General features: G+C 50.5%; 12 protein-coding genes. 2 read left to right on the top strand and 10 right to left on the bottom strand.

The annotated features are described in order from the left end of the window. Positions 1-25 precede the first annotated feature (25 nt). The 4 genes from ACFQI7_RS12130 to ACFQI7_RS12115 all read right to left on the bottom strand — a co-directional run bounded on the left by ACFQI7_RS12130 (position 26) and on the right by ACFQI7_RS12115 (position 4,096). Complete coding sequence (locus ACFQI7_RS12130; protein ID WP_218100588.1) at positions 26-1,522, bottom strand: AAA family ATPase; 1,497 nt, start codon at positions 1,520-1,522, stop codon at positions 26-28. Beyond that, entirely contained in the window at positions 1,515-2,051 is a 537-nt protein-coding gene (locus ACFQI7_RS12125; RefSeq protein ID WP_218100589.1) for a hypothetical protein, read from the bottom strand. Before ACFQI7_RS12125 ends, ACFQI7_RS12130 begins: the two co-directional genes overlap by 8 nt. A gap of 236 nt (positions 2,052-2,287) precedes the next feature. Further along, positions 2,288-2,791, bottom strand: coding sequence for a cell wall elongation regulator TseB-like domain-containing protein (locus tag ACFQI7_RS12120; protein WP_230415220.1), 504 nt, complete (start codon positions 2,789-2,791; stop codon positions 2,288-2,290). A gap of 6 nt (positions 2,792-2,797) precedes the next feature. Further along, on the bottom strand, positions 2,798-4,096 hold the full coding sequence (locus ACFQI7_RS12115) for an amidohydrolase (RefSeq protein ID WP_218100590.1): 1,299 nt from the start codon (positions 4,094-4,096) through the stop codon (positions 2,798-2,800). 316 nt (positions 4,097-4,412) lie between these two features. On the opposite strand from ACFQI7_RS12115, the gene ACFQI7_RS12110 reads away from it, so the two are divergent. Together ACFQI7_RS12110 and ACFQI7_RS12105 are read left to right on the top strand one after the other, a co-directional pair. Next, a complete protein-coding gene (locus ACFQI7_RS12110; RefSeq protein WP_218100591.1) occupies positions 4,413-5,033 on the top strand; it encodes a DUF47 domain-containing protein in 621 nt (206 codons plus the stop codon). A gap of 57 nt (positions 5,034-5,090) precedes the next feature. Continuing rightward, complete coding sequence (locus ACFQI7_RS12105; protein WP_218100592.1) at positions 5,091-6,092, top strand: inorganic phosphate transporter; 1,002 nt, start codon at positions 5,091-5,093, stop codon at positions 6,090-6,092. Positions 6,093-6,151: 59 nt separating this feature from the next. Here the strand turns inward: ACFQI7_RS12105 and ACFQI7_RS12100 are convergent, their stop codons facing one another. The 6 genes from ACFQI7_RS12100 to panB form a co-directional block, all read right to left on the bottom strand. Next, entirely contained in the window at positions 6,152-6,775 is a 624-nt protein-coding gene (locus ACFQI7_RS12100; protein WP_218100593.1) for a redox-sensing transcriptional repressor Rex, read from the bottom strand. After that, on the bottom strand, positions 6,772-9,633 hold the full coding sequence (gene dinG, locus ACFQI7_RS12095; protein WP_218100594.1) for an ATP-dependent DNA helicase DinG: 2,862 nt from the start codon (positions 9,631-9,633) through the stop codon (positions 6,772-6,774). The genes ACFQI7_RS12100 and dinG overlap by 4 nt, the downstream gene beginning before the upstream one ends. 90 nt (positions 9,634-9,723) lie before the next feature. Beyond that, positions 9,724-10,371: a tetratricopeptide repeat protein gene (locus ACFQI7_RS12090; protein WP_218100595.1), complete on the bottom strand. Its 648-nt coding sequence runs from the start codon at positions 10,369-10,371 to the stop codon at positions 9,724-9,726. A gap of 122 nt (positions 10,372-10,493) precedes the next feature. Beyond that, complete coding sequence (gene panD / locus ACFQI7_RS12085; RefSeq protein ID WP_218100596.1) at positions 10,494-10,877, bottom strand: aspartate 1-decarboxylase; 384 nt, start codon at positions 10,875-10,877, stop codon at positions 10,494-10,496. A gap of 24 nt (positions 10,878-10,901) precedes the next feature. After that, a complete protein-coding gene (panC, locus tag ACFQI7_RS12080) occupies positions 10,902-11,768 on the bottom strand; it encodes a pantoate--beta-alanine ligase (protein ID WP_218100597.1) in 867 nt (288 codons plus the stop codon). 20 nt (positions 11,769-11,788) lie between these two features. Continuing rightward, entirely contained in the window at positions 11,789-12,712 is a 924-nt protein-coding gene (gene panB, locus ACFQI7_RS12075) for a 3-methyl-2-oxobutanoate hydroxymethyltransferase (protein WP_218100598.1), read from the bottom strand. Between the last annotated feature and the right edge of the window lie 251 nt (positions 12,713-12,963).

Below are 12,963 nucleotides of genomic sequence, written 5' to 3'. Positions count from 1 at the left end.
CACCGCCGGATCTCAATTTGCTTAATTAAATGGTAACGGTTCTCGATTGCTCGAGCAATTGTCTGAATTGCTCGCCTGATAATACTTCCTCATGGATCAAAATCCCAAGCGACTGTTCGAACACTTCCCTATGCTGCTCAAGCATCGAACGCGTGGCTTGCGTCAACTCTTCAAGAATCGATGCATTCTCCTTCATCAATTCCTCTTTGGTCACCATGTCGCGGTCGATAATGCCGAGCTTGGTAAGCCCGGAATCCATCATCGTTCGCACCATGTTCAGCGCCTGCTCGAAATCGTTGCGCGAGCCTGTGCTGCGCCCGCCGTAAAACATCTCTTCGGCAACGGCACCGCCAAGGGCGATCATAATTTGATGCTCGATTTGTTCCTTCGTGTACAAATATTGATCCTGCTGCGGGTTATGCCGCACGAAACCGAGTGCCTTGCCCCGTGGGCTAAGCGATACCTGTGAAACGGAACCCGGGCGTACAAGCTCCGCCGCTATCGCATGTCCGAGCTCATGTAGGGCTACGCGCTCCCGCTCCTCCTTCGTCGATTCACGGTCTGTCTTCTCGCCCAGCATCACTTTATCTACCGCAAGCGACAGATGCCGCTGCTGGATGTTCTCCGACTCATCGCGCATTGCATAAATCGCCGCTTCGTTCATGACGCTCTCAAGCTGCGCCCCGGAAAAATGAAACGTTTCCTGCGCAATCGACTCGAGATTGGCTTCCGGAGCAAGCGGTTTGTTTTTCGCATGGATGTTAAGAATGTGCACGCGGCCCTTTTTGTCCGGCAAATCAACTTCGATATGCCGGTCGAAGCGTCCAGGGCGAAGCAGTGCGGGATCGAGCATCTCCTTCCGGTTCGTAGCGGCCATAATGAGAACTCGCGGCGTTTCGGTCGTATGAATTCCGTCCATCTCCGTCAGCAGCTGATTGAGCGTCTGATCGTACTCGCGATGCTGGCCGCCGTCTCTTTTACCGCCGATGACGTCGATTTCATCAATAAAAACGATCGCGCTATTCTTGTTTTCCTTCACGGCTTGTGCTCTCGCTGCTTTAAATAAGTCGCGAATCCGGCTGGCGCCGACGCCTACGTACATTTCGACAAATTCGCTGCCGGACGCCGCCATAAAGATCGAGTTCGTGTAATGCGCCGCGGCTTTCGCCATCAGCGTTTTCCCCGTTCCCGGAGGCCCGGTGAGCAATATGCCTTTGAGCGGGCGTATCCCGAGCCGCTGTATATCCTCGTAGCGAATCAGGAAATCGAGCGCTTCCTGAAGCTCCCGCTTCGCGCGGTCTTGACCGCCGATCTCGTCAAATGTCAAATAGCTCGGCGCCCTGCTGCGCGATTTATGGTCGGAACCGACGCTCATACCGTTTCGGGCGCGCGTCATAAACAAAAATGTACCTAAAATAACGGTCATAAATAATACCGGAATAATGTTTACGCCAATAAACAATAGAAAAGCAATGAGAACCGGCACGGCGCCGATCATTATTTCTTTTCCGTACTTACTCATTCGGCCACACCCCCAATTGGGCCGGCGTCCGAGGAAGCATAACATATTTGCTGTTAGCGCCGTCGGTAAGCGTGATGTACACAAACTTATTATCCATCTCCGTCGCTACTTTTAAACCGCCGCCGCTCTGCTGCGCACGCGCTTCAAGCGCAGCCGGGATTTTCGCATACTGCTTCGTCTCCATCGCCTGAGCGACTTCGAATAAAGCCGAAGACCACCACGCATCCAACTTAGGAGAATCGGCGTTTACGACTTTCAGATTAAGCTCTTTTTTGCCAAGCGCCGTTCCGCCGTCTTTCATGATACGATCATACACTTCCCGGAGACTCGTTCCGGGCGCCAGCTTCAGCTCCATCGACGCTTCCGTTCCACCGAGATTCATGGAAACCAGCTCCACACCGGGAATGGAAGAAACGACTTTATTTAAAGGATTTTCCATCGCATAACTTTGATATCCGAAATATCCGCCAAAGAGTACAGCGGCTGAAATTACAACACTCGTCAAGACAGGCAAGAGACGTATTTTCATTCAATAACGTCCCCCTTTCTATGAATATATCATATTTTGTATACCATGAGTATATCACATGATATATATCAAAGCGAATGCAATGAGTGGCAACCTATCCAATCCACAATAAGGCCAAACGAATATCTCCGGGCTGACCTAACAATAAAATAAAAGCTTCTGAATCAACGACTTTTGATCATAATATATAAAAAAAGCCGCGAATACGCATCTATTGCGCACTCGCAGCCTTATCATTATCGGATGGACAATCTCCACGTATCCATTAACTGCCCGTCCTTAAACGTATAATAATCATAAAAATATTGGTCTTTCTTTTCTTCACCGGGAGGCAGCTTATAAAAGATTTCCCATACCGGTGCGTTGTTCATGATGCCCGGCAATGCCCTCACGATTGTGGCATCGGCATGCCGTTCCATTGTTGCAAGCTCGGCCTGCTGCGCCGTAATGCCCCCCGCAGCCATTTCCGAACGAATTTCATCTTCCGCCACCCATACGACCACCGGCTGTCCGATTTTATCTTCGCCTTGAATGACCGTGTACGGCTTTTGGCCCACAAAGCGATCGACCTTGACCGCCTTTGTCAAAATCGTCTTTTCGTAGGCCGACAACACCGCGGCCCGCTCCCTATTCCATTCTTCCTTCATAACCGAGTTGAAGAACCAGCTTGACAAAGCAACAGCAACGATCACGATTGCCGAGAGCAGCAATATCACTTTCCACTTGGTCTGCATCACCATGCCGCATTACTCCGCGGTTAATCGTTCAAAGCATTGCTGAGCTTCATATTTTACCTTTTCTTCGTCCAGCGTCAAGCACTCGCCGTTTCGGACAATAAAACGACCATCGACGCATACGTCCGTCACATCCCGCGAAGAAGCCGAATAAACGACATGAGAAATCATATTGGTCCGCGGGTAAAAATGCGGTTGATCCATATCCATTGCGATGAAGTCGGCCTTCATGCCTTCTTTCAACGCCCCTACGTCATTGAGCCAAATTGATCTCGCCCCGTCGAGCGTCCCCATTTTTAAGGCATCCCAAGCGGCAACCGCTACCGGATCGCCGGATACGCCTTTGTGGATCAAAGCGGCCAGCCTGATCTCTTCCAGCATATCGAGGTTGTTGTTGCTGGCGGCGCCATCGGTTCCAAGCGATACGAGCACGCCGGCCTTTTGGAGCTCAGGCACGCGCGCAACGCCGCTTGCCAGCTTCAAGTTGCTGCCCGGATTATGCGACACGCGGACATCATATTTAGCGAGCAGTTCGATTTCCTCGTCCGTCAAATGTACCGCATGAGCGACTAACGTGGGACGTGTGAATACGCCGAGCTTTTCCAGATGCGCTACCGGTCTCAAGCCGTATTGGTCTACGTTATCCTGCACTTCTCTTGCCGTTTCAGACATATGGGTATGCATCGGCAAATTGAGATCATGCGCTGCCTGGACGATTCTTTCGATATAATCCGGCGGGCAAGTGTACGGACCGTGCGGCGACATCATCGCCGTAATGCGGCCGTCGGCTTGTCCGTGCCAATTTTTCGCGAACTGAATCGCTTCGGCAAGCTTCGCATCCTGAACGTCACGCGGACAAAGGCCGATAACCCCGCGGGTCAAACATGCACGAATCCCGCTGACCGCCGACGCTTCCGCCACCTGATCCATATGATCGTACATATCGACGAACGTCGTCGTCCCGCCTTTGATCATTTCCAGCAGCGACAGCATCGTCCCGATCCTTACGTCGTGGGAAGTGAACTTCCCTTCCATCGGCCACATTTTTTCCTGCAGCCACACTTGCAGCGCCATATCGTCCCCGTAACCGCGCAGCAGCGACATCGCGGCGTGCCCGTGCGTATTGACGAAGCCCGGTAAAAATAATTTCCCTTTGCCGTCTACCTTCTCCGTATATTGCTCCAGCGGCTGCGGCAGCTGCTCACCAATATATGTAATCTTGTTGCCTTCAATCTCCATGTATCCATGAATCAAAGGCGAATCCTCATTCATCGTTATAAACGTACCGTTATAAATGATTGTTTTAGTCATTTTCGCTACACGTCCTTTACTTTCCGATTGCGACTCCATCCTCCAATGTACCCCTTTAAGCTCGTAAAATCAAGCATGTACTGTTATAAATTAGTATGGCTTCTTATAAGAAATTGTTCATGAACATCCTTTAAACGGGTGAAACTATGATTGCATTCCCATGATGTAGTATGTTATTTTTATTTTTGTGTGAAATCTTACAAATTTTCTACATAAATCTTACAAATTTCACTCGTTCCATTTGCTTTCAGTGTAGGGGTCTGTGCATGTGCAACACAAAAAAATACAGAGAAGAACAATTTTAGGAGGAAAAATCATGCTGTTTTCAAAAAAAGACGATACCGATTTTCTGCTTCTGTTGATCCATGCCTCGGAGAATACACTGGAAGCGGCGCAAATGTTTCGCACCGCCGTTATGGGGGACGAGCCGCCCGCGACGTACTATCCGAAGCTGAAGGAGCTCGAGAGCAAAGGCGACAATATTACGCATCAAATATTCAAAGGCTTGAACAAAGTGTTCATTACGCCGATCGACCGTGAAGACATTATGGAACTCGCTTCCAAGCTCGACGATGTGATCGATGGCATTGAAGCGACGATCGCCCGTTTCGATTATTTAAACATCACCGTCTCGGACAAGTATATGAAAGAATTTTCCGCAGTGATTGTGGCGAGCTGCCAGCACATCCTTGATTCCTTCAAGCTGTTGTCCAAAAAAAAATATTCGCAGCTTACGGAGCATACGGTACAAATTAACAGTTTAGAGAATGAGGCGGACCGTTTAATGCGCGAAGGCATTCGCGAAATATTTACGAATCCGAAAGACCCGTACCATGATTTTAAACTGAAAGAGCTGTATGAGCGGCTGGAGCAAACGACCGATGCTTGCGAAGACGTGGCGAATATTTTGGAGAGCGTTGTACTTCGATACTCCTGACGTTGTTCCTTCAAGTAAGCAAATTTTGGAACAACCAAGCTCACGTAGGAGGAATTTATGTTAACTATATTGATTATCATCGTTGCACTTGCGCTCTTGTTCGATTTTATTAACGGTTTTCACGATACGGCCAATGCGATCGCAACTTCGATATCGACAAGGGCGCTATCGCCGCGTTTCGCTGTAATGATGGCCGCCGTGCTGAACTTTGTCGGCGCGGTCTTTTCGTCGGAGGTAGCCAAAACGGTCGGCGGCAAAGTGGCGAATCCGGCTACGATCGAGAATGGGATGCACATCGTTATTGCAGCGCTGTTGTCCGCCATTATTTGGAACCTGGTTACATGGTATTTCGGCATCCCGTCTTCCTCCTCGCACACTTTGATCGGTTCGCTCGCCGGCAGCGTCATCGCCGGTGCAGGGGTTTCCTCCGTCAACTGGTCAGGCTTTAAGGAGATTGTTCTGATTCTGGTGTTCTCGCCTATCGTTGCTTTCGGTACCGGCTTTCTTGTGATGTGGATTATCAAAAAGCTGATCCTCGCTACGGGCAATCAGTCTCGCACGAAAATGAACCGCGTTTTCCGCTACCTGCAAGTCGTTTCCGCGGCGCTGCTCTCCTTCTCCCACGGCGGCAACGATGCTCAAAAGGCGATGGGAATTATCGTATTTGCGCTCGTAGCAATGGAATACCAAACCGATCTGGATGTGCCGCTGTGGGTCAAACTCGCGGCCGCTACGGCAATGGGACTTGGCACATCGATCGGGGGCTGGAGAATCATTAAGACGATGAGCAAGAAATTGTTGAAAATCGAACCGATCAACGGATTCGCTTCCGATCTGAACTCGTCCATCGTCATCCAAGTGTCCACGCATATGGGTATGCCTTTGTCGACAACGCATGTCATTACTTCATCGATCATCGGGACCGGTTCGGTTTTGCGGTTTTATGACGTCAAATGGGCGACGGTTACCCGGATGATCATGACTTGGATCATTACGATTCCCATTAGCATTGCGCTCGCTTATCTCATTTACAAAGTCATCTTCGTTTTCTCATCGTAATAACGAAAAAGACAAGCCTGCAGCGAATTGGCTCGCGATCAGGCTTGTCTTTTTTTTATCTAATCCAAGTAATATGCCAAACTTTGAAGCTCGGTCGTAAAATCGGCGTGATGCACCCGAATCTCGTTCGGCACTTTTATAATAATCGGCGCAAAATTCAATATCGCTTCGACTCCGGATTCCACGAATTGGTTCGCCACGGATTGCGCTTCCGCCGCAGGAACGGTAATGATGCCGATGCGCACGTTCAATTCTTTGATCGTCGGGCACAGCTCCTGCATCGGTTTGACCTTTAAATTGTTGATCGATTCCCCGACTTTGTTCGAAAGCGCATCGAACACGGCTACGATCTTCATATTGTCCTTTAAATAAGCGTTATAATTGCATAAAGCGCGGCCCAGATTGCCGGCCCCGACTAATGCGACGGGGATCACTTTATCCAGTTTTAAAATTTGCCTTATTTTTTCAATCAAATAATCGACGTCGTACCCGATCCCTTTTTTCCCGAACTCCCCGAAATAAGCCAAATCTTTACGAATTTGCGCAGGATTCAGGTCCAATTTTTGCCCCAAATCCTGCGAGGATACGGTTTGTACGTTTTTTTTATGCAATTCATTTAAAAACCGTAAATATACGGGCAGCCGGCGAACGACCGCTTCGGAAATTTTCATCGTTTTCGTCATGCTTCGTTCACATCCATCCACTGCTTTATTCTTGGCACCAACTGATTCGAGGGCATATGTTCGATTTTCGGACCCGGCAGCGAGTATAAAAAGTATTTGCCGTACGTTGTATCAATGACCCGGGTGTCGTAAATAATGACGATCCCTTTATCGGAAGCGGTGCGCACAAGACGGCCGAATCCTTGTTTAAAGCGAATCACCGCCTGCGGTACCGACAATTTCATAAAAGCGTTCTGGTTCAGCTTCTTGAGCTTTTCCGTCTTGGCCTCGACCAGCGGATGATTGGGCGGCTGAAAGGGCAAGCGTACGATCGCCAGACACGTTAGCGCATCACCGGGAATGTCGACACCCTCCCAAAAGCTACTTGTCCCGAGCAGTACGCAAGCCGGGCTGTTCTGAAACAGCCGCGTCAGCTTACTCCGGTTGCTGCTGTCCACACCCTGGCCGAGCACGTTGATGCCAAACGGAGCAAGCATATTTTTCAATGCGGTATGCGTGTTTTTCAGCATCCGATTTGAGGTGAACAGCACCAGCATGCGGCCTTTCGTTTCCAGCGCCACCTCAGCAAGCGATGGTATCAGTTTGTCCAGGAACTCTTTTTCGCCGCTGCTTCCGCCGCGAAGCGTAGGAAAGTCGCGCGGGATGGCGACTAGCGCCTGCTGACGGTAATTGAATGGCGACGGCAGGAGCACCGTCTTCAGCTTGCCGCCGTCGGCATCCTCCCGCCTCAGCCCTAATTGATCGCAGGTGTAATCGAACGATTTGCCTACGGACAACGTGGCGGAGGTCATCACTACGCTATCTTTGGCATCGAAGAAATGCTGCCGAAGCAACGCGCTCACATCAATCGGAACGCATGTAAGAAGCAAGGACCGGTTCTTGTTATAGCTGCCCGCTTCCAGCCAGTGTACATAATTGTCGTCAGGCATTGTGATGAAGAAATGCAATGCGTCGCGATGGCGCTGCAGCTGCTTCACGGTTCCACCCAAGTCGGTGACGAGGCTTTGAATGTTATATTCCTCTTGATGATCTTTCATCTCGCTGAGCATTTTATCGAGCCGCTTCAATGCCTCGTTGAATCCCGAATGCATGTTCTCTTCGATCAACGCCAGTTTATCCCAACCCGCAGGGAGCGAATCTTTCATTACGCGGTATACGTACGAACTGCCTTCGGTTTGCGACGGATCGCTGCGGGAGGCGACAAGCTGGTAAAACAGCTCCGTAATTTGATCCCATTCTTCTTTCAGCGAAATCAAATGATCGATGACTTGATCGATCACCGCGCACCATGCTTTCGGCCGTTCTTCCTCGAATATATGAATACGCGAACGAAGGGTCGAAAGCTGTCCGGAACGCGCATCTTTATACAACCAAAACAGCGTATTCATTAAGCTGTGATAATGCAGCTCAATGCCCAAATGCTTGCCTGCCACTTCTTCAAAATGATGCGCTTCGTCAATCACCAGATGCTTATACCCGGGCAGCAGCCGGTTTTCCGCGATCATGTCGGTGAACAGCAAGGAATGATTCGTTATGATCACATCCGCTGTATTTGCATCGTTTTTCGCGCGGTGATAAAAACATTTTTTAAACCATGGACAGTTGCGGTTCAAGCATGATTCCGAATCGCTCTGAACGGTATGCCAAAACTGCCTGCCTTTGCCGGCAAAATGCAGTTCTTCTTCGTCGCCGCGCTCTGTATCTCCAAGCCAAACGAGCATTTGTCCGGCGGTAATCCGATCGTCACGGCCGTTCTCAAAGTCAAGCATGTTGATTTTGTGCTCGAATTTGCGGAGGCACAAGTAGTGACTTCGGCCTTTCAATACCGCGGCTTTGAACCCGACAGGAAACAAATGCTGGAGCAAGGGCACATCCCGTTCGCGAAGCTGCTCCTGCAAATTGATCGTATGTGTGCTGACGACCACTTTTTTATCTTGCTTCAATCCGTAAAAGAGCGCGGGGATTAAATATCCAAGCGACTTGCCCGTACCTGTACCGGCTTCGATCATCAAGTGCTTCCCCTGTTCGAATGCGGATTCAACTTCTTTCAGCATTTGAACTTGGGATTCCCGGTCTTCATAAGCTTCAAACCGCTGCTGAAGCACCTGCTTCAAATGGTTGTAAAAATCGCCGAACTCCCCCGGCATCGCTTGAATATCCACTTCGCTGCGAACCGCTTCTTCCTCTCCCCAGTCGCCGACACGAAGCGCAAACTGACGAAAGTAGGATTCTGATTCCGAATCTTGATGCGGCAGCGACTCTTTAAATTGTATCATTTCATGCAGAAACCAAGCAAAATCGTTAGCGGCGGAATCGTCGAACACCATCTCGAGCCGTTGAAGCGTTAATAACGGAAGCTTTTGCAGCCGCTCTACGCATTGGAGCCAAATGAGCGCCGTCACTTCGGCGTCACTGTCCGCTTGGTGCGGTCGCTCGTGCTCAATGCCGAATTCGTGGCACACGGCGCTCAGCTGCAAGCTCGATAAGCCTGGGAACAATACGCGCAGCGCGTCCATCGTATCAAGCACCCGGCCGTCGAAGGAAAAATATCCGCTCTCGTCAAGTCCGCGCTGTAAAAATGCGAGGTCGAACCCAACGTTATGCCCGACCAGTACGGATTCCTGCAGGAAAGGGACCATCTCCGCAATGACCGAATCGATCGAGGGCGCATCTTTCACCATCTCGTCGTTAATTCCCGTTAACGTTGTAATTGAAGAAGGTATACTCATACCCGGATTGACGAGAGAAGTATACCTGTCCGTAATCTCATGATCGTTTATGATAAAGAGCCCGACTTGGATAACTCGATCCGTCGCCGTGCTCCCTGTCGTTTCAAAATCCAACACAGCAAATTTCATTGGTGCCAGTCAATCCCTTCATTTCCCGCATTCCTCATAAGCATACCAATTGTAACGGGAAAAGGGAATAGCAAACTTAACCTGCACGCCTTACTTTAAACCGCGGGATATCGTATGGGAAAACTGCAGGCTGCCTTTTTTCTCGGAACAAAGTCCCAGGTCAATTAATGGCTGAACGCTGACAGGATCGGTCCGGTATGCCAGATTGAAAAACTCGAACGCTTTTTCCATATTGCGCTGCTGCGCCTGAATGCAGCCCATGGCGTTGTAAGAAATGGCTCTCAGCTGCAAGTTATCGGTCAATTGGGACAAAAAGTGAAAGTGCGAATAGCTTTCCTCGGCTTCGCCCTTGCGTAGATAAGACATGGCGAGGTATATGCGGGCCAAGCTGAAATCCGGCTGCTTGTCTACGAGCGGCGCAAACGCATCAATCGCTTCATTAAACATGTGTAGCTTATAATAACCTTGGCCGCGGATAAACTGATCGTTTCGTTTTCCGGAAAATTCGGGATCGAACGGATCCGCCGCCAAGTTTAACAAGGAATCGCCCGTTTGACGCGCTACTTTGGCCCATTTTTCCTCAAACAGCAGCCATTCTTCAATGCAAGTATCGCTCATCGCCTTTAACGTACGCAGCTTTTCCTGCAATTCTTTCCGTTTTGTACCGGTCGCGGACGGGAGCTCGGACGCCACTTCGTCAAGCATTTCGTTCATGGAAGCAAAAAGATGATTAAACATATGCCGTATCCCACCTTGAGCTTCTTTTTTGCAACCGAGTCACTGCGAATGTGCAGCGGCGGATGTGTTGAACGTTGCAATGGTATCTACATTGTGCGCCCGGCCGTCCGGTTTCATTCTCTTTACAGCACGGTGGAATGAATTTCTTCCTTCAGTACGCTGACTACTTTGTTATTGTCGCCCATAATGGCGACTTGCGGCTTGTGGGTGCGCGCCTCTTCGTCCGTCATAACAGCATAGGATATGATAATGACGCTATCGCCGGGATGGACGAGTCTGGCTGCCGCTCCGTTCAGGCATATGACGCCTGAGCCGCGGGGACCCGGAATAATGTACGTTTCAAAACGCGCGCCGTTATTGTTATTAACGATTTGCACCTTTTCATTGGGCAGCATATCGACAAGCTCCAACAAATCCTGGTCGATCGTAATGCTGCCCACATAGTTCAAATTCGCTTCAGTTACGGTAGCGCGGTGAATTTTGGACTTCATCATGGTGCGAAACACGGCTTCTCGCCTCCTACATTTCATTTAAGCGGGTATGTGCAAAATCCGGTTGTCGATCAGGCGCGTTTTGCCGAATTTCACGGCGAGCGCCACGATGATGCGGTCAGCGCCTTCGAATGAATCGATCGGCTCCAACGAAGGATACGATAAAACTTCCGCGTAATCAATATGAGCCAAGGAAGCGGATTGAATTCGTTCGACGACGACTGCTTGCAGCCGGTCGGGAGTTAACCCTGCAGCGTCTTGCATCAATGCTTCAGCATCGGCGAGCGCCGCGGACAGCACGATTGCCTGGCGACGCTCCTCGTCGCTTAAATACACGTTCCGTGAGCTAAGCGCAAGACCGTCCTCCTCGCGAAGCGTCGGACAAGGCACAATCGTCACGGGCATGTTCAGGTCGTAAACCATCTGCTCGATAACGGCTACCTGCTGCGCATCCTTCATGCCGAAATAAGCGAAATCGGGCTGAACGATATTTAACAGCTTGCTAACTACGGTTGCCACTCCGTCAAAATGTCCGGGGCGGGATGCGCCGCACAGCCTTTCGGTAACGCCGGATACGGTGATGACCGTTTTCGTCGGAGTCGGGTACATCTCGGCAACTTGCGGCAAAAACACAATATCGGTTCCCGCCGATTGTGCGACTTCCAGATCCCGCTTCTCGTCGCGAGGATACCTCTCAAAATCTTCATTCGGCCCAAACTGCAGCGGATTGACAAAAATGCTTAGCACCACCAAAGAGCAATTGTCGCGCGCCCGCTCCAGCAGCGAACCATGACCGCGATGCAAATATCCCATCGTCGGCACAAACCCGACCTTGCTGTCAAGGTGCGAAGAACGATGCTGGCGAATAGCCTGGCGCAATTCATTTATCGTACGACATATAATCATGGGCCGTTCATCCCCTTTGTTTATTCGCGCTGTCCAGCGGGCTCTTTTACGCGTTTCTCTTCTGCCGACGCCGGTTCGGCTTGCGCGGAGCTGCCGCCTCCGCCGTACAGACTGGCTGCGACTTCATCCTCCATGTGGAACGCATGCTCTTGGGCCGGAAAGCTGCGGCCTTTCACCTCGTCTACATATTGGCGAATTCCGTTTCGAATCGCCTCGCCGATATGGGCGTACGTTTTGACGAACCGTTTCGGATGAATATCCGCGGCGTACCCGAGCAAATCGTGGAAAACTAGCACCTGCCCGTCGCAGGAAGCGCCCGCGCCGATGCCGATCGTCGGAATGGACAGCGTCTGCGTCAAATGTGCCGCAAGTTCATCCGTTACAAGCTCGAGCACAATGGCAAAAGCACCGGCTTGCTCCAACGCCTTGGCGTCTTCCAGCAGCTTTTCCGCTTGAGCGGAGCTTTTGCCCTGCACTTTATAGCCGCCGATCTGATGAATGGACTGCGGCGTGAGCCCGATATGGGCCATGACCGGAATGCCTGCCTGCGTCAATGCCTGTACTGCCGGAACGATCTCCGCCCCGCCTTCCAGCTTGAGCGCTTTGGCGAGCCCTTCCTGCATCAATCGGGCCGCATTGCGCAGCGTCTGATCGACGCTGCCGTGATAGGTCATAAACGGCATATCTGCGATCACGAAGCTCGTTTTCGCCGCGCGGGTCACCGCTTTCGTATGATATATCATATCCTCTAACGTTACAGGAATGGTTGAGTCGTAGCCGAGCACGACATTGCCTAATGAATCGCCTACCAAGATTGCATCGATTCCGGCTTGCTCCGCCAACATGGCGGAAGGATAGTCGTAAGCCGTAATGACGCTAATCGGCACTCGATCTTCTTTCATTTTTCTCAACTTTGCTGTTGTTACCGGTCTTCTCGCTTCCATCCGTTTCACCTGCTTCTTTCGTGGATTTGTCTTTCCGTTAGTATTGCGTGCAGAGGCCGGATTGTTGCAATGAGCAAAAAAACCTTTCAGCCGGCATAACGTGGCTAAAAGGTTCACATGGCAAACATCATATGATCCTTCTGTCTCGGTCCGGTTGGCTCAGAGCAGAATCCGACATATTACAAAAACGATTCAATTGTAAGAAAAGCTGCCGATCCAAATCATTTCGCTTTTCTTGATATTCCGAAATG

Origin of the sequence: Paenibacillus allorhizosphaerae, from assembly GCF_042659105.1 — a bacterium.
Classification (GTDB): Bacteria; Bacillota; Bacilli; order Paenibacillales; family NBRC-103111; genus Paenibacillus_G; species Paenibacillus_G allorhizosphaerae.
The sequence above is the reverse complement of the archived record's forward strand: the minus strand, read 5'-3'. Positions and strand labels throughout refer to the sequence as shown.

Coding starts and splice junctions, on each gene's coding strand:
- ACFQI7_RS12130 (WP_218100588.1), bottom strand. CDS start 1,522: ATGAGTAAGTACGGAAAAGAAATAATGATCGGCGCCGTGCCGGTTCTC.
- ACFQI7_RS12125 (WP_218100589.1), bottom strand. CDS start 2,051: ATGAAAATACGTCTCTTGCCTGTCTTGACGAGTGTTGTAATTTCAGCC.
- ACFQI7_RS12120 (WP_230415220.1), bottom strand. CDS start 2,791: ATGGTGATGCAGACCAAGTGGAAAGTGATATTGCTGCTCTCGGCAATC.
- ACFQI7_RS12115 (WP_218100590.1), bottom strand. CDS start 4,096: ATGACTAAAACAATCATTTATAACGGTACGTTTATAACGATGAATGAG.
- ACFQI7_RS12110 (WP_218100591.1), top strand. CDS start 4,413: ATGCTGTTTTCAAAAAAAGACGATACCGATTTTCTGCTTCTGTTGATC.
- ACFQI7_RS12105 (WP_218100592.1), top strand. CDS start 5,091: ATGTTAACTATATTGATTATCATCGTTGCACTTGCGCTCTTGTTCGAT.
- ACFQI7_RS12100 (WP_218100593.1), bottom strand. CDS start 6,775: ATGACGAAAACGATGAAAATTTCCGAAGCGGTCGTTCGCCGGCTGCCC.
- dinG (WP_218100594.1), bottom strand. CDS start 9,633: ATGAAATTTGCTGTGTTGGATTTTGAAACGACAGGGAGCACGGCGACG.
- ACFQI7_RS12090 (WP_218100595.1), bottom strand. CDS start 10,371: ATGTTTAATCATCTTTTTGCTTCCATGAACGAAATGCTTGACGAAGTG.
- panC (WP_218100597.1), bottom strand. CDS start 11,768: ATGATTATATGTCGTACGATAAATGAATTGCGCCAGGCTATTCGCCAG.
- panB (WP_218100598.1), bottom strand. CDS start 12,712: ATGGAAGCGAGAAGACCGGTAACAACAGCAAAGTTGAGAAAAATGAAA.